The following is a 24,090-nucleotide window of genomic DNA, read 5'->3' on the forward strand; positions in this document are numbered from 1 at the left end:
ACTGGTGTTAACGCAAATTACAAGCCTTAAACCCTTGTATACAAAGCCTTATGGCACAAAATTGTAAAACTTGTCAATTTTGTAAATTAGCGCTATATTGCCTAATAAGTCATAATTGGGTTAAAACAATATAGTACTTTAGTACTATTGCACTATAAGGAAAGCCTGTGAGTTCTTTCAAGCAACTCCCATTGTCAGACCTAAGAGAAAGCCTGCCAAAATTTAAGCGCCAGGTTCAGCTAGGTATGAAGAGAATTGCTGCTACCTATTACGGTCAAGTTGTTGCGTTTTTAGTGCCTTTGAAGGATTTAGAAGAAGCTGAAAAAGATGGTGCTATTGGTAAGACTGAGGAAATATCTTTATCAGGTTTCCGGCTAAATATGACGGAATGTTGGGAGCGTTTACAGGTTGACGTTGATTGCATTTATGTAACCTATCATACACGCCGAGCTGTTGCCTTTGTTAGTCCTCGTCTCACAAATTATCTTCCAATCCCAGTTTCAGAAGTTGCTCACAAAATTCTTGCCATAGATAATGGTCTTATTGAAGTAGAAAATTTACTTGAGGAGAAATAATTAATGTTCAAGATATGCGCCGATCCAAAGCTGCAAGAAAAATTAAATAATCCACAGAAATATTTTCCTTCTGAAGTATGCCAAGAGCTGAATCAATTCCTAAAGGTTTTAGAAAGGGATGGTCAATTTACTAAGACAGATTTCTACGACATAAACACTAATAAAATTCCGGGTATAACTTGTAGTTTGTTTTATCGACCTGATTTTGTCAAAGGTGAAGTATTGATAATTGATGTAAAAATAAAACAAGCAGACTTGTTCAAAACAAGATTTAAAATTACGGATGATTGGGATGATAAAAATGTTGTAGAATCTATACCTCAGTATGATCAGCCCAAGAAAATAGTTAAGGCTCTAGTGTTAATTCACCAGGGAATCACCGATTCGTATAATTTAGGTTACGCATTAGGGCATACAGGAAAGAAGAAAGAATATATTTCGCGACATGGACAGTATGCACAACATGCTTTAGAGCAACTCAAGTTGATTGTCAGAAAACGACAAGGCAGGCAATTATCACCAGAGTTAACTGAGAAAGGAAGACTAATTGCCGAAGGGTTCGATGAGGATTTACAGTTCAGACTACTCATTGAAGCAATGTTGAATTATCCTCCTGTCTGGCGAATTATTACTGCCGTTTCGGAAAAAGAGAGTCAACTGGATAATGAACCGATCTTAAATGATGATCTTGTTAAAAAACTAGCTTTTCCAGAAATATTGCGGGCTGCTGATACAAGTAATCGTCGTTCTCAAACCCTGAAAAATTGGATTAAATGGATTGCTAAATACTCTGGTATTCCTATTCGTCTGCATAAAGGTGGTGTACAACTGACTATTCCAATGCTATATAGTGAAGGGAAGAAAGATGAAAATGCCGATACAGACTGAGAAGAAAATGTATGATTTTAAGAGCCAAGAATTTATAGGTAAACATGGTGAAATGATACTTGATAAATGGTTTGGTTCTGCGTATAAAATTCTAGATGTTTCTGGTATTAAGAAATATCAGGATAACTGTATAGATAGAATATTTATGCGTCTAGATGGAACTACAATTAGTGTTGAATACAAATTTGATCTAGCTTCCTCTAGGACAGGAAATCTATTTTTTGAAACTGTCTCGGTAGATAATAAAGATATTCCGGGCTGGGGATGGCGATCACAAGCTGATTACTGGATATTTCTACTTCCTTCAGTGGAAGTTTTTGTAGTTGAACCTGGAAAGATGAGAAACCTAGTTTGGCAATATCGTGGGGAAGCTAAAGAGAAAAAAGTTCAGAATTTAGGCTACAAAACTTTGGGGATTCCAATTCCTTTATTCAAGGTTAAAGGAATTGCTTATTGCGTTAGTCAGCTTGATCAAGAAATTCCAGACTTAAAATAACGCTCTTGTGTCACTTTCGGAAGAATGAAAACTGAAACCCTTATTCTGAAAAGGGTTGGTAATGTGTCCTTATTGGCTCTTCGGGAATTATGGTGATAATAAAAAGTTATTGAAGTGGGTCAAAAGCTTGCGGTATATGACTTTTTCTGTTCCCTATTACCTAAAAACTAGGGGTTCCACCACAAGTACCAAAGAGCCATCCCATCTTCGGTAAAGCCTCAATGAGTCTCTGGCAAGACGTAATCACCACCGCCTTAGTTGGCACAGAGAGACGAACTCTCACGCTTACTCCAGCAACAAATCAACTCGGTCAACTTTTATCCCAACTTAATCCTACTGACCCAGAAGCCACATTACTCAGCGCGGCTGGGGCAATTTCTCTCTATCACCGCGCCGGACAACGCCCGATTACCGATAATCAACCCCTACCCCAACCTTGTCCACCTGAAGATAAACCTCCCTGTAGCCCCCGCGCCGCCCACTATCTGAAATTGATGCTACAAAAAGAACGGGCAAAACTCTTACCTGAATGGTTAACCGCCGCCGCTACAGCCGGATATCGTGTCCCCGACTATTGTTTGCCAGAGTTACTCGAACTCGGACGCACCTCACCTCAGTTACGCCCTGAGATTCTCCCCATTTTAGGTCAGCGGGGACGTTGGTTAGCCGCCCATAATCCAGATTGGCATTATGTGGGAGATGAGGATATCGAACAAACTTGGACAAGGGGAAGTCTAGACGCCCGCAAACTCTTATTACACCATCTGCGGCGTGAACATCCCGCCTCGGCACGGGAACGACTTGTGGCTGTGTGGCAACAAGAATCGTCAGATGGCAGAATCGCCTTGTTAGAAACCCTGCAAATTGGCTTAAATCGAGAGGATGAGCCATTTTTAGACACTGCGCTGGATGACCGCCGCCAAGAGGTGCGACGCCAAGCGGCTAATTTATTGGCGCAGTTACCGGAATCGGCTTTATGTCAGCGGATGCAGCAACGCATCCAATCCGCTATTACATTTCGACGCAGGCGCAACCGTTTGCTTCTAGATTTTATCCTCCCTGATTATAATGAACAAGAGATAACCAGAGATGGTATTGATAGCAAACAGCCGCCTCAGTTATTAGGGAATAAAGCCTGGATGATTTTACAAATTGTCGCCGCGACTCCCCTTTATCTTTGGTCAGAACTTCAGGAAGAATCCCCGGCTGAATGGATACAAGCCGCAAAACGGAGTGAGTGGGATAGTTCTTTGGTTGAAGGATGGGCAGTGGCGGCGATGGGACAACAGAATCCGGAATGGGCAGAGGTTTTACTGCCGTTTTCTAGTACGTTTAAGGGCTATTTAATCCCGCCAAATCAATTAATTTCTGGGTTAATCGATGTCCTGTCTCCTGAACAACGAGATAGCTTTTTCTTAAATTTATTTCAATCTAGAAAAGTCCCATTTGACAGCAAACATCCGGCGTTCACTTTATTAACTCATTGCCACTCTCCTTGGAGTACCGAACTGACGGGTACTGTTTTAGACGGTGTACGCCGCTATTTGGCTACAACTGATAATCCTTACGATTGGTCGCTGTCTACGGCTTTAAAAGAGTTTGCCTATTTTATGAGTCCTGATGTTGTCCCCGAACTCTCGACCCGTTTCAGCAATATTGTTCCGGAAGGGTCGGCTTTAGCCTCCTACTGGACGGAAGTGATTGATGAAGTAGTGGCAGTTCTGAGTTTGCGCTATGAAATGAGCAGAGAAATTTGAGCGTCAACGGTTTCTTGGTTTATTGGTCTATATCTGCCAATAAAGTTAATAAATCATCCCAATTATTCAACTCAAACATAGCATCGCTTAACTCTTCTAAAGCTGACAAAGACAAACCTTCTACTAAGCTATTGAGTTCCGCTGTCTTGTCTGGAAACCGCTTATTCAGCAGACGCAGGACTAAAGCGCGTGCTTCTGTAATGCGACCTTCTTGGCGACCTTCTTGGCGACCTTCTTGACGACCTTCTTGACGACCTGCTTGACGACCTGCTTGACGACCTTCTTCCAGCGCCTCCTCCCGTGCTTCTTCGGTAGCATATTTGATGCGTCCTATCTCATCTCGCAACTGCATGGCTCGACGACTGACTTCCTCAGCTTCTGCTGGTGTCAGGTTCGCTTGATTGGCTATGGTTAAAGCTTTTTCTATTGCCGTAACTTCTGCCAAACTTTCTGGAATTTCTTCTAAGTCTTGAGCCTGGGTCATAAAATAAATCCATTTCTCTGCCAATGTCTGTAACTCTGGTAATTTTTTCACAAATCTCGGTAATTCTAAAAAAATTAGCTGCAATTCATGTTCAGGATATTCCGATGAGCTTTCTTTGTCTTTGAACACAAAATGATGAATACATTTATGGCTTTCTTTGAATAGAATAAAGTCGGTGATTGTTACCGCAATCACAGGGGTAATTTCCAGGTAATAGTCTCCTGATGCCAACTGATTAGCATAAGCTTTGCAGAGATTGTAGGTCACTCGCTTATGAAAAGCGGCTACCCTGGCGACCTGCATTTCAATGAGAACAATTTCTCCACTGTTTAGAATAGCCCTGATATCCAAGTAACTATCTTTTAAGGTTTCGACTTGACCGGGATTGTAAGGGTTGACAATGGTTAAACTAGAAATGACACTTTCTCCATTGTAGACAATTGCATTTAAGAAGCTGATGAGAATGTCTTCACTTTGGTCTGAACCAAATATTTTTTTGAAGGCATAATCGATTTTGGGGCTAATAAATTTCATCTTAGTCATAATTTATTCATCGCTTAAACTAAATCGCTTTCCACCCCTGACAAGATTACAAGAATGGACTAAATCTAACGAGTTGAGATAAATGGTGAGAAAGTTAGTTTAGTATAGCAGGTACGGAAGAGCCTTTTTCAGGACAAACAACTGTGAATCGTTCAAAGCTAAACAATCAAAACTTTTTATTGCGTGAACATGCCGAACAAGAGTTTGCCGAAGAATTGGCGGAACTGGCAAAAGCGGATCAACGCCAGCGCCCCCCAAACTGGAATTTATCCCCTTGGGCTGTCACCTTATACCTATTGGGAGGTACACTAGAGAACGGGTTTGTGGTATCGCCTAAGTATATCGGCGATCGCAGACTCATAGAAATAGCTGTCGCTACCCTAACCACCGACCGAGCCTTACTGCTGATGGGGGTTCCGGGAACCGCTAAGTCTTGGGTATCAGAACATTTAGCCGCTGCTATTTCTGGTGACTCAACCTTACTGATTCAAGGCACCGCCGGCACCAGTGAAGAATCCATTCGCTATGGTTGGAACTATGCCCACTTACTCGCCCAAGGTCCCTCGATGGATGCTTTAGTGCGTAGTCCGCTGATGGTGGCGATGGCAGAGGGTAAAATTGCCCGGGTGGAAGAGTTAACTCGGATTCCGGCTGATGTCCAAGATACGCTGATTACGATTCTCTCAGAAAAGATGCTACCGATTCCGGAACTGGGGGATGAGGTGCAAGGGATTAAAGGCTTTAATATTATCGCCACAGCGAATAATCGCGATAAGGGTGTCAATGACCTTTCTAGCGCCCTCAAACGCCGCTTTAATACTGTTGTCCTTCCTCTGCCCAAAACCATCGATGAGGAGGTAAGTATCGTCCAACAGCGGGTAGAAAGCTTAGGACGTGCCTTAGAACTCCCGGTGCAAGCCCCCGCTTTAACCGAAGTCCGGCGGGTGGTGACGATTTTCCGAGAATTGCGTAGTGGTATCAGCGAAGATGGTAAAACTAAACTAAAATCTCCCAGTAGTACCCTGAGCACAGCGGAGGCAATTTCGGTGGTGAATAGTGGGTTAGCCCTAGCTGCTCATTTTGGCGATGGACATCTCAGCGCTGAGGATATTGCCTCTGGACTGGTGGGTGCTGTGGTTAAAGATCCGATCCAAGATAAGCTGGTGTGGAAGGAGTATCTTGAAACGGTGGTCAAAGAACGCAAAGGCTGGACTGACTTGTATCGCGCTTGCCGAGATTTCGGAGCTTAGGGTCAGGTTTTTCCAGTCAGCGATTCCTGTCGCTACCATTACATGTAGTGCTTGAGCATAAGTGAGATGTTGCCCATAGAACCTTCTCCAGACTCTCCACCCTCATCGGCTCAGTCATCTACCGACGCGGTGAGTTCAGATACGTCCGATTTACCTGAGGGACATGTTCTCATTGTTCAAGATGATCGAGGACGACATCGGTTTGTTTTAGATGGTGAACTCTATTCTATTGGCAGAGACCATGATTGTGATATTCGTCTGTTCTCACAGTTTGTCTCGCGCCACCACGCCACGTTAATGCGAGTACAGGGTGAGGATGGTCATGATGCCTATCGCATTGTTGATGGCAATCTTAAAGGAAAGTTAAGTTCTAATGGCTTGTTGATTAACGGTCAAAAGCGGCAAAGCTATGATCTGCAAAATGAAGAGGAGATTGTCTTTGGACCCCAGGTGAAGGCGGTTTACTATAGAGTGCGTCGGGAGCCGGTTGATGGTTAACTCTCTTATGTCTTATGTCTTGCGTATGTCAGATATATCTGACTGGTGGGCAATGCCCACCATCCTTAAGGAGTGTACTATTCGTCCTTAAGTAGGTTGGTGGAAATCAACCCCACTCTATTAACTTCTGTAAATAGTTCTCAAACCCTTACATAACATAACATAAGACGAATGAGGATAAGCAGGTAGCAGGTAGGTTGGGTTGAGGTAACGAAACCCAACGTTTTACTAGGTTTGTTGGGTAACGCTGGCGCTCTACCCAACCTACAATTTTTCTGCCTCCCTGTGACGGAAGAATCCCCCGGTTAAAACGCGGGGGAGTGTCAATTTACGACTTAAGATACAGTCTGATCTAAATCTTAAGAGTCATGCCAAGAAACGGTTATTTTTCTTACATTTAGGTATAGTCAATTTTACGGGATAGCTATCTCCATACTTTCTAAACTTATTGGTATCGAAACAAATCAAGCAGACAGCTAGGATTAGGACAGATTTTGGGGGTCAAAGTGAGGTTGTAGGCGTGCTCTCAAGTCGCTAGCCTGTCGTGGCTCCCGCTGCTGAGGCATAAATGCAGGGACGGTAAAAATTAATATAACTCACAGGGATACAACTATGAGCGCTACCTATAACTTCAACCTAGTTCTCCTTTCCATGGTAATTGCCATTATTGCTTCCTACACCGCACTGGATCTGGTGGGGCGTGTCACGATGGCGACAGGGCGAACTCGCCAGTTTTGGTTGGCTGGGGGTGCAGTGGCGATGGGGATTGGTATCTGGTCGATGCACTTTATCGGTATGCTGGCGTATAACTTGCCTATTCCTATATCTTATGACCTCTCCAGTGTTTGGGTGTCGATGGTGGTGGGAATTCTGGGTTCTGGAGTGGCGTTGTGGCTGGCTTCTCGTCCTCAGATGGGGTGGTTGCAACTGTTGTTGGGCAGTATGGTTATGGGATTGGCTATTGCCGCGATGCACTATACAGGTATGATGGCAATGGAATTAGAGGCGGTTGCTAGTTATAATCTGACACTGGTGGCGGTTTCGATTGTTGTTGCGATCGCGGCTTCTTTGATTGCTCTATGGCTAGCCTTCCAACTGCGGTATATCCGGGCTGATTCGGGAATGTTGCTGAAGCTGGCGAGTGCTATCGTGATGGGTTTGGCGATCGCGGGGATGCACTATATTGGGATGGCGGCGGTTCGCTTCCAAGGGACGGATTTAGGGGTTGTGCCTTCATCCCCCGCCATTAACGATTTGTGGCTGGCTCGGTTTATCGCCCTGGCGACTTTGTTTATCTTAGCCATACCCCTAATTACCTCCTTATTTGATCAACGCCTGAATGTGGAGAGGGCAAAAGCAGAAATCTTGCGCCACAGTGAGGAACGGTTTCGGGCGTTGGTGCAAAATTCCTCGGATTTCATCGCCGTGGTGACAGCCGAGGGGATGATTCTCTATACTAGCCCATCATTGGATCGGGTGTTGGGCTATAACCCTGAGGATTGGCTGGGTAAAACCCTCTGGGGATTTGTCTTCAATGAAGATATTCCCATCGCCGATGGTCTGTTAAGCCAGGCTCTTGATTCCCCCCACACAAATGTAACCGTTGAATTGCGTTTGCCAAACATGGCTGGGGAGGTGCGAGAGTTTGAAGTCATCGCCAATAACCTGCTGTTTCTGCCTAGTGTGGCGGGGATTGTCCTTACCTATCACGACATTACCACAGGGAAGCAGACGCTTCAGGCATTGCGTGAGTCGGAACAACAAGCTCATTCCTTTGCCCAACGGGAAGCATTACTTAATTATCTGGCGCGAGAGATTCGCAATTCCTTGGATGTGGATACGATTCTCGATACGGCTGTTTTCTCTGTCCGCAGTTTGTTAAACCTGGATAGGTGTCAATTCCTCTGGCGGGTTCAAGAGGATGGAAAACCCAGTATTGCCATTACTCACGAGGCGCGGAAATCGGGTTTATCTTGTCAGCTAGGGTATCACTCTAATCCGGAGGTTATCTCTCTGATCCAATCAATTCAGGATTTAGAGATGATTCAGATTAATGATGTCACCCAAGACCCTGACCTAAATGCCACTCAGCGCCAACTCCTGACTCGTGCTGAGGTTACAGCTCAGCTTATCTTACCCCTAAAAACCAATTCGGGTCAAATCGGTGCCTTAGTCTGTACCGATTGCCGTTCGCCCCGTGCTTGGAGTTCTAGTGAAGTCGAACTCCTCAGCGCTGTTGTCGATCAACTCGCGATCGCGATTGACCATGCTCAATTGTATACCTCTGCCCATACCACGGCGGCGAGGGCGACAGCGCAGGCGGAGAAGTTGCAGCAAACGTTGCAGAAGTTACAACAAACTCAGGCGCAACTGATCCAAAGTGAAAAGATGTCCGGCTTGGGTCAAATGATTGCCGGGATTACTCATGAACTGAATAATCCGGTTTCGTTTATCTATGGAAATATTAAACCCGCTCATCAATATGCTCAAGACTTACTGCGCCTATTAAAACTCTATCAGCAGCACTATCCTGAACCCCCGGCTACCATTCAGGAACAAGCTGAGGCAATGAATCTGGACTTTGTGGTGGAAGATTTTCCTAAACTCTTAGGCTCTCTGAAAATAGGGGCGGTGCGGATTCGGGATTTGGTCAAATCCTTGCGGAATTTCTGCCGCTTGGATGAGGCGGATGTGAAGCCGATTGATATCCATGAAGGAATTGAGAATACTTTACTGATCTTGAGTAATCGGCTCAAAAGAAAGGAACATCATCCTCCCATTGAAATTATCAAGCATTATGGTCAACTCCCCCAAGTTGAGTGTTATGGGGGGCAATTAAATCAGGTGTTTATGAATCTCCTCGATAATGCCATTGATGCCCTGGATAATCAACCCCCGCCGTTACAAATCACGATTGCTACAGAGGTTCTAGAGGAGACGGATCAGGTACGGATTCGGATTCAAGATACGGGTGAGGGGATCACGGAGGAGGTAAAAGCTCATTTATTTGACCCGTTTTTCACTACTAAACCCGTCGGTCAAGGGACGGGTTTGGGTTTGTCGATTAGTTATCAAATTGTCGTGGACAAACATCAGGGTACATTAACTTGTTTCTCTCAACCTGGAGAAGGGACGGAGTTTTGGGTCGATATTCCCATTTCTCAAACTCCCATCCGAAAACCTGTCTATTCAGTATCCCCGAAACGGGTACGTGAAACCTGTGAAGTTTAATCGGGATTGGGGATTTGTCATTGATCAATGGATAATTAATAATTGATAATTGACAGGTGTTCATTATCCATTGTAAATTTGTGAATGATCACGACATGATTCGGGCATAATTAAGAGGTTGTATCTATGAAAATATTACTTTTAGCGACTGCATATAACAGTCTAACCCAGCGCACTCATTTGGAGTTGGCGTATCGAGGTGATCAGGTTTCCATTGAATTAGGCTTAAACCAGGAGGTGATGATTGAAGCCGTGGAACTTTATCAGCCGGATTTAATTATCGCCCCGATGCTCAAGCAGGTGATTCCGGAAACAATTTGGCGGCGTCAGGTGTGTGTTATTATCCATCCGGGTATCAAGGGCGATCGCGGACCTTCGGCTTTGGATTGGGCGATGATGAATAATGTTGAGTATTGGGGTGTCACGGCGTTACAGGCAAATGAAGAAATGGATGCGGGGGATATCTGGGCTTCGGTTACTTTTCCCATGCAGTCGGTGAGTAAAAGTTGTTTGTATCGCAGCCAACTGACTCAAGCGGCAATTCAGGCGATTCTACAAACGGTGGAACGGTTTGAATCGGGAACTTTTACTCCAGAACCCCTTGATTATAATAAACCGGATGTGCAGGGGTGTTTACGTCCTTATATGAAACAGCGATTCCGAGCCATTGATTGGAGTTATGACTCTACATCTACTATTGTTCAGAAAATCCGCTCTGCCGATAGTCAACCGGGTTTATTGGATCGGATTTATGGTAAACGGTATTATCTCTATGGCGCTCATCCTGAAGATACCTTAACAGGAACACCAGGAGAGATTATTGCCCAACGCCACGGGGCGATTTGTCGAGCCACTGTTGATGGGGCGGTTTGGATTTCTCATCTGAAACAGAAAACCCCGAATCGCTTATCCTTAAAATTACCAGCGGCGTTGGTATTGGCAGATCAGTTAAAAACAGTACCGGAATCCGACGTACCGTTGGAGGTTTCCCCTAATCGCCAAACTTATCAAGAAATCTGGTATGAGGAAAAAAATCAGGTGGGTTACCTGCATTTTGACTTCTACAATGGGGCGATGAGTACAGATCAATGTCGGCGATTACGCGACGCCTTTATTTATGCCCGTAGCCGGAAGACTAAGGTGATTGTCTTGATGGGGGGACAGGATTTTTGGTCGAATGGGATTCATTTGAATGTGATTGAAGCGGCTGAGAATCCGGCGGATGAGTCTTGGCGCAATATTAACGCTATGGATGATTTAATTCATGCCATTCTGACAACAGATAGTCATCTGGTGATGGCGGCGTTACAGGGAAATGCGGCGGCTGGGGGTGTGATGTTGGCGTTAGCTGCTGATCGGGTTTATGCGCGTCGGGGGATTGTTTTTAATCCCCATTATAAGCGGATGGGATTATATGGTTCAGAGTATTGGACTTATTCTCTCCCCAAGCGGGTGGGTTCTCAAAAAGCGCAAGAGTTGACGGATATTTGTCTGCCGATGGGGACTCAAGTCGCCGAAGAAATTGGACTGATTGATGAGGCGTTTGCGGAGCAACCTAATAGTTTTCGCCAGCAGATTCAGTGGGTGGCTGAAGAAATTGCTCACCATCCCGCTTATGGGAAACAGTTAGCCCTGAAGCATGAACAACGGCAACGGGATGAGCGGTTTAAACCCTTAGAGGCTTATCGAAATGAAGAGTTAGCTCAAATGAGACGCAATTTCTATGAGCCTGATCAAGATTATCATCAACAACGGTATAATTTTGTCTATAAAATTACGGCGTCCCAGACACCGCGTCATTTAGCGATTCATCGTCAGGTGCCCCATTCGGAAAAGGTATGTTCATTGATTTCTTTTCCCTGAAATAGGGCGGGCTGCACAACCCTAAAACCCTGTAGAGACGCGCCATGGCGCGTCTCTACATGGTATCGGGACAGGAACATTCCCCTTCGGGACACGGCATTTCCCCTTCGGGACACGGCATTTCCCCTTCAGAACAGGAACATTCCCCTTCGGAACAGGAACATTCCCCTTCAGAACAGAAAACGCCGAGTAAAAGACTTGAATGACCGAGATTTGAGGGTCAACGGTTAGGATTGTCCTGGCGTAGTGGAGTCTTCATGCTGCGGCTTTCGGGATTTACGGGCAAACCGTTGTCCCATTTCCTCGATGAGGGTATCCAACCCGCCGACATTCCCACTGGCTTTAGCATAGTTATAGACCTGCAACGCGGCGGTATAAGCTTCGCTACCCACCGCCAAATAGGTATCATCGAGTAATTCGTGTAATTGTGCGATCGCCAGCAACAGGGGATACAATGTTTCTGACAATTGTACATCTTTGCGAAATTCCTCTATATCAAAGGAGCGGGGTAAGAAGTCAGGATTCTGTGTCGCCACCTCTAACGCCTTGGTGACAAACGCCCGACTCTTATCCCCCATCTTGGGTAATGATTTGCGTTCCTCTGGACTCAAATCGACCAAGAAGGTTAGGTTTGTCTTAATTGTGGCTACCGCCTGCATCACGGCTTCTCGTTGTTCTGGTGTTAATGTTGCGCTAATTGGAGTCATCGTTTTCGAGCCTACTCTAATTTTTATTTTACTGGGCGCAACAATTAAAGGATGTAATAGCGCCATTTATGTAGAGACGCGCCATTTATGTAGAGACGCGCCATGGCGCGTCTCTACAATGGTTCCTTTGTCCTAATCGATGTGTCTACTGCTATACATTTTAGGTTAAGGAATGTGAACTAATTTTGGCAACGCCATCTGTGGTGAATTTGACAAAAAAACACGATATGTAGGGGAGTCAGACTGAGAAATGAGCATCCATATCTTTGGCATACGTCATCATGGACCCGGATGTGCGCGATCGCTGCGTCATGCCTTGCAAAATCTCAACCCAGATATCCTCTTAGTTGAAGGTCCCCCAGATGGGGATGGGATGCTGCCTTTAATTACCCATCCCCAGATGCAACCACCTGTGGCATTATTGGTGTACCGACCCGACCAACCCCAACAGGCGGTTTATTATCCCTTTGCCATCTTTTCCCCAGAATGGCAAGGGATTGATTATGCCCTAACTCAAGGGATTCCGGTGCGGTTTATGGATTTACCTTTAGTGCATCAGTTGGCTGGGGAAGAACGTAGAGACGTTCCACCGGAACGTCTGGGAGATAGGGCAGATGGGGTATTCGTAGGGGCGAAGCATTCGCGCCCAAATCTATCGGTTTTCTATTCACATCTCAACGCGAATGCTTCGCCCAATCCCCATCGAGAAGATAGGGGAGATAAAATTCACGATGATCCCTTGGGTTATTTGGCAAGAATCGCCGGCTATAGCGATGGGGAACGCTGGTGGGAACAGTTAGTCGAACACCGCCAGGAGAGTACAGATGTATTTGAGGCGATTTTAGAAGCAATGACGGCTTTGCGTCAGGAGATACCCGCCAGAGATGATCTGAGGGAAGCGCAACGGGAAGCCTATATGCGGAAACTGATTCGGGCGGCGCAAAAAGAAGGGTTTCAACGCATCGCCGTAGTTTGTGGTGCATGGCACGCCCCCGCTTTGGTGGATATGCCTGGGGCGAAAGCAGATCAGGCTTTGCTTAAGGGATTGGCGAAAACGAAAGTTGAAGCCACTTGGATACCTTGGACTTATGGGCGACTGGCATTTAAGAGTGGTTATGGGGCGGGGATTGAATCGCCGGGTTGGTATAGCCATTTGTGGGATTGTTATCAGGATGGGGGAGACTCAACCCTGAGTCAGGGCGGGTTTTGTACAAACGTTACTATCAATCGTGATCAGAAAGTCTCTAAACCCGCCCCTACACTATCAAAACTTGGTCAGGGCGGGTTTTGTACGAACGTTACTATCAATGGTGATCAGAAAGTCCCATTACCCGCCCCTACGGATACGTCAGGAAACATATCAACAATCAACGATCAACAATCGGCGATCGCGATTCGTTGGTTGATTAAGGTGGCGCGGTTATTGCGTCAGGAAGATTTAGATGCGTCATCTGCCCATATTATTGAAGCGGTACGGTTAGCAGAATCTTTGGCAGCATTGCGCGATCGCAGCTTACCCGGTTTGTCTGAGTTAAATGAAGCGACGCAAACGGTGCTGTGTTTTGGTAGTGATGTACCTATGGGTTTAATTCAAGAGCAACTGATTGTGGGTGAACGATTGGGAGAGATTCCTGACGAGACTCCCCTGGTTCCCTTACAACAGGATTTACAGCAGCACATCAAACGCCTGCGCCTCCCTGCCAATGCTACCGAGAAACAGTATGAATTGGATTTACGCAAAACAAATGACTTAGCGCGATCGCATCTTCTCCATCGCCTGGATTTACTTGGTATTCCTTGGGGGATACGACAATCAACCAAAGGAAAAGGAACCTTTAAGGAAGGGTGGCGCGTTCAATGGCATCCTGAATTTGCCGTTAAACTCATTGAAGCCGGGATTTGGGGCAATACTATTGATTCTGCCGCTACAGCTTATGCTCGGAATCAGGCACAACAGGCTCAAGGGTTACCCAGTCTGACTCAGTTAGTCGAAAAAGTCTTATGTGCAAATTTACCTGATGCGTTACCGGAAGTGATGCATCGCCTGCAAACTGAAGCCACCCTTAACCGAGATGTCGCCCAATTAATGGAAGCTTTACCCCCCTTGGCGCAGGTATTGCGCTATGGCAATGTGCGCCAAACCGATACTCGGATGATTATCTCAGTGGTGGATGGCTTGGTGACTCGGATTTGTCTAGGTTTACCCTTAGCTTGTGCATCTTTAGATGATCAAGCAGCACGGCATATCGATCAGCTTATCCAACAAGTAAATCACGGGATTTCCATCTTGAATAATCCTGAGTATAAACAATCATGGCAACAGGTATTATGGCAACTGACGGATCAATCTAACCTCCATGGGTTAGTATCGGGTCGAAGTTGTCGATTATTATTGGATGCTGGGGTATTTAATCAGAATGAAGCCTCCCGTCGGTTAGGATTAGCCCTATCTCAAGCCAGTGAACCCCCTCAAGCCGCAGCTTGGATGGAAGGGTTTTTGCAGGGGAGTGGATTGTTACTCTTGCATGACTATACTTTGTGGCAGATAATTGATGATTGGATTACTCAGCTTCCTGGGGAAACCTTTATGGGGATATTACCCTTATTACGTCGCACCTTTGCCACATTTTCTGTGGCTGAACGACGACAAATCGGTGAACGAGTGAAACAGGGAATCTCGGTTCAGAGGAGGGGGATAGGGGAGGAAGAATTGGATTGCGATCGCGCCAATGCCGTTTTGCCGATTGTGGCACAGTTATTAGGCGTGAAATAGTAGGGGCGGGTTTAGGGAATCACGTTTCACGATTAATGATATCGTTGATACAAAACCCGCCCTTGTGTAGGGGCGGGTTTAAGGAATCTCTTGTCGCGATTGATGCTAACGTTGATACAAAACCCGCCCTGACTCAGCTTTGATTAAACTTAGAGTCCTAATTACAAGCAGTTTTTGAGCCTTGACTTTTCATATTCACCGTTTGAGCCGATTGTTCCCAGAAAAAACCCACGACATTGGCTACCTGTGACAAGAAAAGCAGGAGTGCAAGCAATAGACTCGGTTGTTTAGAAGGCTGTGAAAACGGATAAATCAGTAGGTTGGAATAAAATGAGAACGGTTCTACCTCAATCTTGTCTAGGACCTCCTCCAATAATGACAACTGGATGATGGGTCAAGGATTTTCCTCCGGATTTTTTAGGGTGTAGATAAGTAGGGGGTTAAAATGAGTTGTCGATTACTAGAGAAACCAGAATTGAGGCACCGACTAATTCACGAGAAATTGATGCAAAAATTCGTTGTTCAAGCGCTAACAAGTTGACCCAGGGGACTGTTTTCCAGATTTGGATTGTTGGTTGAGAGGTTTGCCAGTGGTGACGAACTAATCCGATCGCAAAGGCTAATCCGCTATAAAAATAGTATAGCCAGTGCCAGGGTACGGTTTGCAGGGCGAATAGGAAGCCGCGTTTTTGATGAAAGAATTGATAGACTGAGGCGTTGATTGCCAACAGCCCTAGACTCAACAGAGCGACGCCAATCCATGCAGCCGATAACCACCAAACGGCGATTAGAGCCGCTAATAAGGTATAGACCAAGACTACACTGATGCAGTTGGCAAGGTTGAGATTTAAGTCGTTGACCATTTCGCGATCGCGTAATATGATCGCTGTCCAAGGGATTGCCCGATAAAATATATCCGCTCTGAGCAGGGAGTAGGTTCTCCAGCACTTCAAATGCTTGACTTGAATCGTTTTTCGCAAGCCAATTTGATACCCGTTTCGTTTCAACCTATTGCCTAATTCAATATCTTCCACACAAGGGAGACGATAACTTTCATCAAAGCCGCCAACTGCTAAGAAAATATCCCGCCGGATTGCACCACAAGCACCCCAGAAAGTAGAGGCTTCTTCTGATCCGGTTTGATGGGTATAGTGATGGAATAAATTTTTGTATTGGGACAAGAAATTCGGCGCCCCCGGCTGATCATCGTAGGAGCCAATTAAGGCGGCGAGTTCATATTCCTGGCTGAATGTTGTCGCTACTTTACCGATGGTGTTATCGTGTACCTCGACATCGGCATCGACAAAGAAAAGAATATCACCGCTTGCTGCTTTAGCGCCTAAGTTGCGAGCTTTCGCCGGTCCGCCAGAGGTAGGAACTCTAATCACTTGAGCGCCAAAATCTTGAGCTAACTCCCACGAACCGTCAGTATCGCCGTCAGCGACGACAATCACTTCCGATGGCTGGGGTGAGGCTTTCGCTAAACTGGAAAGACAACGACGAAACGCTTCACCACCGTTATAGACAGGGATTATTACCGATATTGTCGGTGTTGTGGTAGAAGGTATCATCTGGCTCTTGGTAATGTGGTTCGTTGGGGCTAGCATAGTTGATAGCTTTGTTGACGACATCCATCTGAGGTCAGATAGACATTAAAATAATTTAAGTAACGGTTCAGAGAACGAAGAATCCCCGCCCTAAAAGTGCGGGGATTGTCAAATTCTAAGCGATCGCTTGTCCAATCTTGTGGACTTTGATCAAACTCGTGGTTCCCGGCGTACCAATGGGAACACCGGAGGTAATCACCACCTTGTCCCCATACTCGGCTAACTCCATCTCCACGGCGGCATTGACTACATTAGTTAACATCTGTTCAGCGTTGTGTACAGGGGTAATCAGATAAGGTTGCACACCCCAAGACAAAGCCAACTGACGATAGGTACTTTCTTCTGGCGTAAAGGCAATAATCGGGGTTTTGGGGCGATATTTAGACACCAGTCGGGCGGAACCCCCGGATGAGGTGTTGCACATAATTCCCCGTGCGCCTAATTGACTGGCAATATGACAAGCCGCTTCGGCTACGGATTCGGTGGTGCTAATACTACAACTGGGAAACTCAGACGATTGTACCAATCCTTCTACTAGCACTTTTTCCGTCTGGATAGCGATATTGTTCATCATTTCCACGGCGGCGATGGGATATTGTCCTACAGCGGTTTCACCCGAAAGCATGACCGCATCCGTTCCATCTAAAATTGAGTTGGCAACATCCGTGGCTTCAGCCCGAGTCGGATCAGGGGCACTGATCATCGACTCCAGCATCTGGGTGGCTGTAATCACAGGTTTACCGGCTTGGTTGCAGCGACGAGTAATCTCTTTTTGGATTAAAGGAACCTTATCCAACGGCGTCTCTACCCCCAAGTCACCGCGAGCAATCATAATTCCATCAGCAATATGGAGAATTTCCTCTAAGTTTTCCACCGCTTCCCGTTTTTCAATCTTGGCAATCACACGGGTTTTAGCGCCTGCGGCTTCAATCATCCGCCGCACCGGTTCTAAATCACTGGCGCTTCGCACAAAAGACACCGCCACCCAGTCAATACCCGATTGCAGCCCAAAACGTAAATCGGTCATGTCTTTTTCGGTTACTGAGGTAACGGGTAAATAGGTTTCAGGTAAGTTGACGCCCTTTTTAGAGGAAAGGAGTCCACCAATTTTCACCAAGGCGCGAATACTATCCGTATCCCGTTCTGTGACAATCAGCTTGACTCGACCATCATTAATGGAAATCGGTTCACCCACGCGCACCATAGCAAACAGGGTGGGAATCGGCAAGGGAATCTCTTCAGCATTGTTGCCTTCCTCATTTAACACAAATCTCACTTCATCACCGGTGTTCACTTGAATTCCGTCGGGAGGCAGTTTTCCCAGCCGAATTTTAGGTCCGCATAAATCTTGCAGCAGGGCTAGGGGCTTGTGATGTTGGCTGCTAATTTCCCGGATTTGCTGAATCGTCTGCCCGTGAAACTCATGGGAACCGTGGGAAAAGTTTAACCGGGCAACATCCATCCCGGCTTCAATCAAGGCTTCAAGGCGTTCGGGTGAGGCGGTAGCTGGTCCAATGGTACAGATAATTTTAGTGCGACGCATAGGATACTGGGTCATAACGGCAATAGAACTGATGTTCTCTCTCTAGCGTTTGATTTTCAGGGTCTACACACCCCTACCAATCCAACGTCCGCCTAACCGGATGATTTTGATCCGGGATGGCGTGGGAGAACACCTGTCATGAAGATAGATCAACTTTCTGGGAAAGACGCTATCTGAAAGCGGGAGAAATTATTAAAGTCCACGGGAGGGAAATAGTATCCGGAGCAGGGGGAGCCAAGATGTCGGGTGTCGGGTATTGAGGAGCAATGTTCCAGACGTGCTTTTCAATCGTCTGGGTGCGGAGGAGTTAATTCAAAATTCTTGCACTGGGTGGGGGCGGGTTTAGGGACTAAATTTAGCTATTCACCGATAACGGAAAAACTTGCACCCGCCCTTATTTTTAAGACCAATGAACAATGAAAAATCAACACTTATTGCGCTGTAACTAATCCTTTATTTAATTGCCGCATATATTTATCTAAATCTCCTGCCACTTTACCGGATAAAAAATAAGCGCCGAGTAAATTGGGAAAAGACATGGCGATTAACATGCCATCGCTAAAATTAATTACGACACCAGAACTTAAAACGGCACCCGTAAAAACCGCCAGGATAAACAACACCTTATAGATGATTACATTGTTCTGTCCAAACAAATAATCCCAACAGCGTTCGCCGTAATAACTCCAGGAAATCATTGTAGAGAAGGCAAAAAAGAAAATCGCGATCGCGAGCATCAGGGGAAACCAGGAAATCGCTGTACCAAAGGCGACTGAGGTGACTTCCGCGCCACTGAGTTGATTAAATTCGGGATTGCGATAGACGCCTGTAATCACAATCACCAATGCCGTCATATTGCAGATCACTACCGTATCAATAAACGGTTCTAAGAGAGCCACAATCCCCTCCCGCACAGGTTCTTGGGTTCTGGCGGCGGAATGTGCGATCGCGGCTGAACCCACCCCCGCTTCATTAGAAAATGCTGAACGCCGTAATCCCTGAATCATCACGCCAAAAACTCCCCCCTCCACCGCCTCTGGAGATAACGCGCCGTTGACAATCGTCAGTATCGCCGCCGGAATTTCCATAAAATTCGTGATCAGAATCCACAGCGCCGCTACAAAGTAAATCACACACATCGCCGGGACAATTGCACCCGCCACCATCCCAATCCGTTTAATCCCGCCAATAATCACCATTCCCACTAAACTAACCAGAATCAAGCCATAAAGCCAACTGCGCCCCACAAACCAGGGTACAACTATAGTTATCGCCGCATAAGATTGGTTCGCCTGAAACATACTTGCGCCCCCGAATGCACCACAAATACCCAGAATGGAGAAGATAACGGCTAACACCTTCCCCAGGTTCTGATGTCCCATTTCCGCCAAACCTGCTGACAAATAGTACATCGGACCCCCAGCTACTGTACCATCGGGTTTAATTACGCGATATTTCTGCCCCAGGGTACATTCAACAAACTTACTTGTCATCCCAAACAGTCCCCCCAGCGTCATCCATACCGCCGCACCGGGACCCCCTAAACTGATTGCGATCGCGACTCCAGCAATGTTACCCAATCCCACAGTAGCCGAAAGCGCCGTTGCCAGGGCTTGAAAATGAGACACCTCCCCGGCTTCTGTCGGATCATCATACTTTCCCCGTAACACCTCAATGGCGTGCCAAAAGCCTCGGATGTTAATAAATTTCATCCGCAGGGTGAAGAAAATCGCACCGCTAACCAGCCAAAGGACACTGAAAGAGAAAACACCTAGGGTCAAAAACTGCACTGTGGTCTGCTCACTCAGGATACAATGATATCACCCAATGAGGACAGACGCACGCGATCGCTCCTCAAGCCAACTTGACAAATCCGCCAAACTGTTGAAATCTAAAAAATCTTCTCCTAAGCTTTCTAAATCTTCAACAGATAAATCCTCAATTTTGCGGCTGAGCGTCGCCGGGATGTCTCCAAAACGCTTTTTAAGTTGGCGCATGATTAAGGCAAGTGCTTCAGTGAGTCGTCCTTTCTTTTCAGCATAAGTAATTCGTCCTTTCTCATCTTGCAGCATCATCCCTCGCCGATCAACAATGTCCAATTCTTCTACTGTCATTTGTCACCTCTTCGGCTTTTCAACGCTACGATTAAGGATAATCATCATTGGAAGCTATCGCGTTGAGGTTTATTGAGGACTAAAAAACCATGAGTGGAAAAAAGATCTTAATGGTAGTTGGTGATTTCGTCGAAGACTACGAAGTGATGGTGCCGTTTCAGGCATTGCAAATGGTGGGACATACAGTTCATGCCGTTTGTCCTGATAAAAAGGCTGGGGAAACGGTAAAAACGGCAGTTCACGATTTTGAAGGGGATCAAACCTATAGTGAAAAACCGGGTCACAATTTCGCGTTGAATGCCACATTCAGTGATGTTGTAGCCGCCGATTATGATGCATTGGTGATTCCTGGTGGACGCGCCCCCGAATATATTCGCTTAAATGAGAGGGTTCTAGAAATAACCCGCCACTTTGCCCAAGCTGATAAACCCATCGCGGCTATTTGTCACGGATTGCAGGTTTTAGCCGCCGCCGATGTTCTAGAAGGGAAAAGCTGTACCGCTTATCCAGCTTGTGGACCTGATGTGAAGTTGGCAGGAGGATTATATACCCACATTCCTCCTAATGAAGCGATGGTGGATGGAAATTTAGTCACCGCACCGGCGTGGCCCGCGCACCCGGCTTGGTTAGCTGAATTTCTGAAATTGTTGGGGACAAAAATCGAACATCAAGAGATGGCGGCGGTGTAATCCCTTCTCCCTTACCTTCTGTCCTCTGCCTTGGAGCCTTTTTGAGGCTACGCCCCAAATAAGAGTAACCAAATCGGTAAGGTGAGTAAAAGTCCTGTAGAACCAACCGCCAGTGCTGTCACAGTTAACTCGCGATCGAGTTCATAAACTTCGGCGATGACTAAAGTGGCAAAAGCTGGCGGCATTGCCATTTGCAGAACGATCGCTAACTGCGGCTTACCAATTATGCCAAACTGCGATAATGCCATCCCTAATACCAAGGGAATCAGCAGCATTTTAATGCCCAGACTCACCCCAGCTTGTCTAACTTTGCGCCAAGACGCCAACTGACTCAAACGCATACCAATCAGAATTAGTGAAAGCGCGATCGCACTCCAAGCAAATCCGGTCATTCCCTCCTCCAGCCATCCCGCTAACGGCACCTGACGCAACGCCAATCCGATGCCCATACTCCACAGCGCCGGATTAATCACCAGCGATCGCACTAACTGCCCCTGACTCTTATTAACCCGACCAAAACGTGCTGCCAATACTACACCTAAACCATACGCCCCGAGTAAGGTTCCTAGCATGTCATAAAATAGCGCCCAGCCAAAATAGTTTTCTCCCAATAACGCCAAGTTAATCGGAAAACCCAAATACCCCGTATTCCCCACCATCGACGCCAGCAAGAAACTCCCTTGAGTGGGTTTATTCCATGCATGGGGATTATCATTTGTCAAGCCTTGTTTGGCGACAAACTGACCCCCACCCCCCTTCATCCAAAACCAAGCCAAGAGAGCGCCCAATAAAATCGCCACCCAAGCTGCTATTGGAGCAATCCAAATCTTTCCCGATAGATCCGCCCCCCGTAGAAACGTAATAATACTGATAGGAACCCCAATCCAGAACAGAAATTGACCAATAAACGTTGGTATCCACTGGGGCATCAAACGTCCCAACACCCATCCGAGTACCACACCACCCCCTAGCTGGAGGTAAAGTTGGAACAAGGGTTGTAGACGCTCTGGATCTAGACTGAGCATTAGAGGATGATTAAACAGACAACGGTTTTGATAATAAGCCAGTCTCTCAGAAAACAAATTGGCACAGACTACATAAGTGAAGTTGCCAACCTACAGAGAATGAAATTGGCTTGATTAGTACGCTCAGGAGTGGAGTTTTGAATACCCCCGATTTTCCAGGAAAACCCGCCAACCTATCCGAATCAACAGAGGAGGATATTCCCGTAGCGGTGCGGGATACACCCGACACCCGACGGCGATCGCACCTGTCACCGTTTCTGATTATCATGGCAGTATTAGGAGGCGGCGCGATCGTTTTGGGGCTAATCCTATCCTCGTCCACCTCTCAATCCCCCCAAAGGGTTACCTCTTCCCCACAACCCACCACAACGGATACCTCCACCCCAGCTAATCCAGAAGAGAGTGATAACGACGTCGATAATCTTTTGGGACACCTCCCCTACGAAGAAGCCCCCCTATCCGAACTCGAACCCATTACCTCAGATGGTCGCATTAAACTACGAGAAGCGGCGGCAAAGAAATTTAAAGCGATGAGGGCAGCCGCTCAAGCCGATGGTGTGATATTAGTACCAATATCCGGCTATCGTACATCCGAACAACAGGAGCATTTGTTTTTTGACATCAAGGCGCAAAGGGGACAAGTCGCAACAAAACGGGCTGAAGTGAGTGCGCCTCCTGGTTATAGCGAACATCACACGGGTTATGCTGTCGATATTGGCGATGGCAGAACACCCGCCACAAATCTGAACACCAATTTTGAGAATACGGCGGCTTTTAAGTGGCTGGAAAAGAATGCCGCTTACTATAGCTTTGAGTTATCCTTTCCCAAAGGTAATCCCCAAGGTGTGAGTTATGAACCGTGGCACTGGCGCTTTGTTGGCGATCCTGATAGTTTAGAAACCTTCTACAAAGCTCAAAATTTGGATCGTCCTGATTCGGAACCGTCTCCTTCTCCCTCAGAACCAGAGGGTAAGCAACCCCGGTCTAAAGACGCGGGGCTTTAGCCAAGTAAGTTGAAGCCGTGCTTACCAGCCTAAGACTTTATTGTCTACGTTATCGGCAAGTGTTCAAGACCTACCAGTGGATGCGTAGCTAGTTCCCTGCTCTAGAACCGAAAAGTTAAACAGTTTTAAGGTCACTGAAACAGTGCTTTTTGGATAGTTACCGACCGATAACATTGGCGAAGCTAACGTTACTGAAAAGGAGAGACACAACAATGTCTAAACAACCCAATTACGTTTTTGTTCTTGATACAAACCGCAAGCCCTTGACCCCTTGCAAACCATCAGTAGCACGGAAGTTGCTGAATGCTAGCAAAGCCAAAGTCTTTAAGTTGTATCCATTTACAATCATTTTGAATAAGGAGGTAGTTGACACACCAGAACCTTTAACCCTAAAAATTGATCCTGGCTCAAGAGTGACGGGATTGGCGATACTCGCCGATTCAAATCTTATCTGGGTAGCCGAATTAACTCATCGTGGACAGGCAATCAAGATGTCACTAGAATCGCGTCGCTCGTTACGTCGTGGACGCCGGAATCGGCATACACGCTATCGTCAGGCTCGATTTCTTAATAGAACACGTCCTAAAGGTTGGTTAGCTCCAAGTCTTCAACATCGTGTAGGAACAACTCTAACTTGGGTTGATAAACTCTCAAGGTTAGCGCCAATAAAAGTGGTTGTTCAGGAGTTGGTCAGGTTTGATTTACAGCAACTGGAAAACCCTGAAATATCCGGCGTTGAATATCAACAAGGGGAGCTGGCTGGTTACGAAGTTCGTGAGTACCTGCTTAATAAATGGGAAAGAAAATGCGCTTACTGCGGCATTCAAAATGTCCCTCTACAGGTAGAGCATATCCAGCCCAAAGCTAAAGGTGGTAGTAATCGGATATCTAATTTGTGTCTAGCTTGCGAAAAGTGCAACATCAAGAAAGGGGCTAAAGATATCGATGTATTTCTAGCCAAGAAGCCTGATGTTTTAAAAAGAGTTCTCGCTCAAGCTAAAAGACCTTTAAAAGATGCTGCTGCTGTTAATTCGACCCGTTGG

The 24,090-nt window shown here is 46.3% G+C and carries 19 protein-coding genes and 1 pseudogene; 13 read left to right on the forward strand and 7 right to left on the reverse strand.

Annotation, left to right across the window (positions count from 1 at the left end):
- The first annotated feature begins 167 nt into the window (after positions 1 to 167).
- From RIM23_RS26935 to RIM23_RS26950, 4 genes are all read left to right on the forward strand, one after another.
- Positions 168 to 575, forward strand: coding sequence for a hypothetical protein (locus RIM23_RS26935; RefSeq protein ID WP_446371020.1), 408 nt, complete (start codon positions 168 to 170; stop codon positions 573 to 575).
- Positions 576 to 578: 3 nt separating this feature from the next.
- Positions 579 to 1,463 (forward strand): DUF7226 domain-containing protein, encoded by an 885-nt coding sequence (locus RIM23_RS26940; protein ID WP_446371022.1) that lies wholly within the window; start codon positions 579 to 581, stop codon positions 1,461 to 1,463.
- Positions 1,441 to 1,959 (forward strand): hypothetical protein, encoded by a 519-nt coding sequence (locus RIM23_RS26945; RefSeq protein ID WP_446371024.1) that lies wholly within the window; start codon positions 1,441 to 1,443, stop codon positions 1,957 to 1,959. Before RIM23_RS26940 ends, RIM23_RS26945 begins: the two co-directional genes overlap by 23 nt.
- Positions 1,960 to 2,180: 221 nt before the next feature.
- Positions 2,181 to 3,716 (forward strand): DUF5691 domain-containing protein, encoded by a 1,536-nt coding sequence (locus tag RIM23_RS26950; RefSeq protein ID WP_446371026.1) that lies wholly within the window; start codon positions 2,181 to 2,183, stop codon positions 3,714 to 3,716.
- A gap of 19 nt (positions 3,717 to 3,735) precedes the next feature.
- Here RIM23_RS26950 and RIM23_RS26955 read toward each other — a convergent pair whose 3' ends face one another.
- Positions 3,736 to 4,734, reverse strand: a complete 999-nt coding sequence (locus RIM23_RS26955) for an Rpn family recombination-promoting nuclease/putative transposase (protein ID WP_446371054.1) — start codon at positions 4,732 to 4,734, stop codon at positions 3,736 to 3,738.
- Between the two features lie 152 nt (positions 4,735 to 4,886).
- On the opposite strand from RIM23_RS26955, the gene RIM23_RS26960 reads away from it, so the two are divergent.
- The 5 genes from RIM23_RS26960 to RIM23_RS26980 all read left to right on the forward strand — a co-directional run bounded on the left by RIM23_RS26960 (position 4,887) and on the right by RIM23_RS26980 (position 11,791).
- Entirely contained in the window at positions 4,887 to 5,993 is a 1,107-nt protein-coding gene (locus RIM23_RS26960) for an ATP-binding protein (protein WP_446371028.1), read from the forward strand.
- A 66-nt stretch (positions 5,994 to 6,059) separates the two neighbouring features.
- Positions 6,060 to 6,491 carry an FHA domain-containing protein gene (locus RIM23_RS26965; RefSeq protein ID WP_446359103.1) on the forward strand — a complete coding sequence of 144 codons (432 nt, stop codon included), beginning with the start codon at positions 6,060 to 6,062 and terminating at the stop codon, positions 6,489 to 6,491.
- Between the two features lie 612 nt (positions 6,492 to 7,103).
- A complete protein-coding gene (locus tag RIM23_RS26970) occupies positions 7,104 to 9,722 on the forward strand; it encodes an MHYT domain-containing protein (RefSeq protein WP_446371030.1) in 2,619 nt (872 codons plus the stop codon).
- Between the two features lie 126 nt (positions 9,723 to 9,848).
- Positions 9,849 to 11,585, forward strand: coding sequence for a hydrogenase maturation protein (locus RIM23_RS26975; RefSeq protein WP_446371032.1), 1,737 nt, complete (start codon positions 9,849 to 9,851; stop codon positions 11,583 to 11,585).
- Between the two features lie 44 nt (positions 11,586 to 11,629).
- Positions 11,630 to 11,791 (forward strand): hypothetical protein, encoded by a 162-nt coding sequence (locus RIM23_RS26980; protein WP_446371034.1) that lies wholly within the window; start codon positions 11,630 to 11,632, stop codon positions 11,789 to 11,791.
- Between the two features lie 21 nt (positions 11,792 to 11,812).
- On the opposite strand, the gene RIM23_RS26985 is transcribed toward RIM23_RS26980, so the two are convergent.
- Positions 11,813 to 12,292: a hypothetical protein gene (locus RIM23_RS26985; RefSeq protein ID WP_446371036.1), complete on the reverse strand. Its 480-nt coding sequence runs from the start codon at positions 12,290 to 12,292 to the stop codon at positions 11,813 to 11,815.
- Between the two features lie 250 nt (positions 12,293 to 12,542).
- Here RIM23_RS26985 and RIM23_RS26990 point away from each other — a divergent pair, with 250 nt between their 5' ends.
- Entirely contained in the window at positions 12,543 to 15,065 is a 2,523-nt protein-coding gene (locus RIM23_RS26990) for a DUF5682 family protein (protein WP_446371038.1), read from the forward strand.
- A gap of 440 nt (positions 15,066 to 15,505) precedes the next feature.
- On the opposite strand, the gene RIM23_RS26995 is transcribed toward RIM23_RS26990, so the two are convergent.
- The 4 genes and pseudogenes from RIM23_RS26995 to RIM23_RS27010 all read right to left on the reverse strand — a co-directional run.
- A complete protein-coding gene (locus RIM23_RS26995; RefSeq protein WP_446371040.1) occupies positions 15,506 to 16,672 on the reverse strand; it encodes a glycosyltransferase family 2 protein in 1,167 nt (388 codons plus the stop codon).
- 115 nt (positions 16,673 to 16,787) lie between these two features.
- Complete coding sequence (gene pyk / locus RIM23_RS27000; protein ID WP_446371056.1) at positions 16,788 to 18,215, reverse strand: pyruvate kinase; 1,428 nt, start codon at positions 18,213 to 18,215, stop codon at positions 16,788 to 16,790.
- 431 nt (positions 18,216 to 18,646) lie between these two features.
- Positions 18,647 to 20,005, reverse strand: coding sequence for an alanine/glycine:cation symporter family protein (locus tag RIM23_RS27005; RefSeq protein ID WP_446371042.1), 1,359 nt, complete (start codon positions 20,003 to 20,005; stop codon positions 18,647 to 18,649).
- A gap of 30 nt (positions 20,006 to 20,035) precedes the next feature.
- Positions 20,036 to 20,329 (reverse strand): annotated as a pseudogene (locus RIM23_RS27010) (DUF4351 domain-containing protein); the annotation flags it as partial.
- A gap of 89 nt (positions 20,330 to 20,418) precedes the next feature.
- Between RIM23_RS27010 and RIM23_RS27015 the strand changes: the two are divergent.
- Positions 20,419 to 21,018, forward strand: coding sequence for a DJ-1/PfpI family protein (locus RIM23_RS27015; RefSeq protein WP_446371044.1), 600 nt, complete (start codon positions 20,419 to 20,421; stop codon positions 21,016 to 21,018).
- Between the two features lie 47 nt (positions 21,019 to 21,065).
- On the opposite strand, the gene RIM23_RS27020 is transcribed toward RIM23_RS27015, so the two are convergent.
- Positions 21,066 to 22,043, reverse strand: a complete 978-nt coding sequence (locus tag RIM23_RS27020; RefSeq protein WP_446371046.1) for an AEC family transporter — start codon at positions 22,041 to 22,043, stop codon at positions 21,066 to 21,068.
- Between the two features lie 137 nt (positions 22,044 to 22,180).
- Here RIM23_RS27020 and RIM23_RS27025 point away from each other — a divergent pair, with 137 nt between their 5' ends.
- Together RIM23_RS27025 and iscB are read left to right on the forward strand one after the other, a co-directional pair.
- The gene (locus RIM23_RS27025) at positions 22,181 to 23,047 is read left to right on the forward strand and encodes a M15 family metallopeptidase (protein WP_446371048.1); all 867 of its coding nucleotides are present in this window, start codon (positions 22,181 to 22,183) and stop codon (positions 23,045 to 23,047) included.
- 212 nt (positions 23,048 to 23,259) lie between these two features.
- Positions 23,260 to 24,090 (forward strand): RNA-guided endonuclease IscB (gene iscB, locus RIM23_RS27030; RefSeq protein WP_446371050.1); only part of this gene is annotated, 831 nt, incomplete at its 3' end.

Origin of the sequence: Coleofasciculus sp. G3-WIS-01 (genome assembly GCF_040223135.1) — a bacterium.
GTDB lineage: Bacteria > Cyanobacteriota > Cyanobacteriia > Cyanobacteriales > Coleofasciculaceae > Coleofasciculus.

Excerpts from the sequence above, each read along its gene's own strand:
- RIM23_RS26955 (WP_446371054.1), bottom strand. The coding sequence starts at position 4,734 with ATGAAATTTATTAGCCCCAAAATCGATTATGCCTTCAAAAAAATATTT.
- RIM23_RS26940 (WP_446371022.1), top strand. The coding sequence starts at position 579 with ATGTTCAAGATATGCGCCGATCCAAAGCTGCAAGAAAAATTAAATAAT.
- RIM23_RS26990 (WP_446371038.1), top strand. The coding sequence starts at position 12,543 with ATGAGCATCCATATCTTTGGCATACGTCATCATGGACCCGGATGTGCG.
- pyk (WP_446371056.1), bottom strand. The coding sequence starts at position 18,215 with ATGCGTCGCACTAAAATTATCTGTACCATTGGACCAGCTACCGCCTCA.
- RIM23_RS27015 (WP_446371044.1), top strand. The coding sequence starts at position 20,419 with ATGAGTGGAAAAAAGATCTTAATGGTAGTTGGTGATTTCGTCGAAGAC.
- RIM23_RS26980 (WP_446371034.1), top strand. The coding sequence starts at position 11,630 with ATGGCGCGTCTCTACATGGTATCGGGACAGGAACATTCCCCTTCGGGA.
- RIM23_RS26945 (WP_446371024.1), top strand. The coding sequence starts at position 1,441 with ATGAAAATGCCGATACAGACTGAGAAGAAAATGTATGATTTTAAGAGC.
- RIM23_RS26985 (WP_446371036.1), bottom strand. The coding sequence starts at position 12,292 with ATGACTCCAATTAGCGCAACATTAACACCAGAACAACGAGAAGCCGTG.
- RIM23_RS26950 (WP_446371026.1), top strand. The coding sequence starts at position 2,181 with ATGAGTCTCTGGCAAGACGTAATCACCACCGCCTTAGTTGGCACAGAG.
- RIM23_RS26995 (WP_446371040.1), bottom strand. The coding sequence starts at position 16,672 with ATGCTAGCCCCAACGAACCACATTACCAAGAGCCAGATGATACCTTCT.
- RIM23_RS26970 (WP_446371030.1), top strand. The coding sequence starts at position 7,104 with ATGAGCGCTACCTATAACTTCAACCTAGTTCTCCTTTCCATGGTAATT.
- RIM23_RS27020 (WP_446371046.1), bottom strand. The coding sequence starts at position 22,043 with ATGCTCAGTCTAGATCCAGAGCGTCTACAACCCTTGTTCCAACTTTAC.
- RIM23_RS26975 (WP_446371032.1), top strand. The coding sequence starts at position 9,849 with ATGAAAATATTACTTTTAGCGACTGCATATAACAGTCTAACCCAGCGC.
- RIM23_RS26965 (WP_446359103.1), top strand. The coding sequence starts at position 6,060 with ATGTTGCCCATAGAACCTTCTCCAGACTCTCCACCCTCATCGGCTCAG.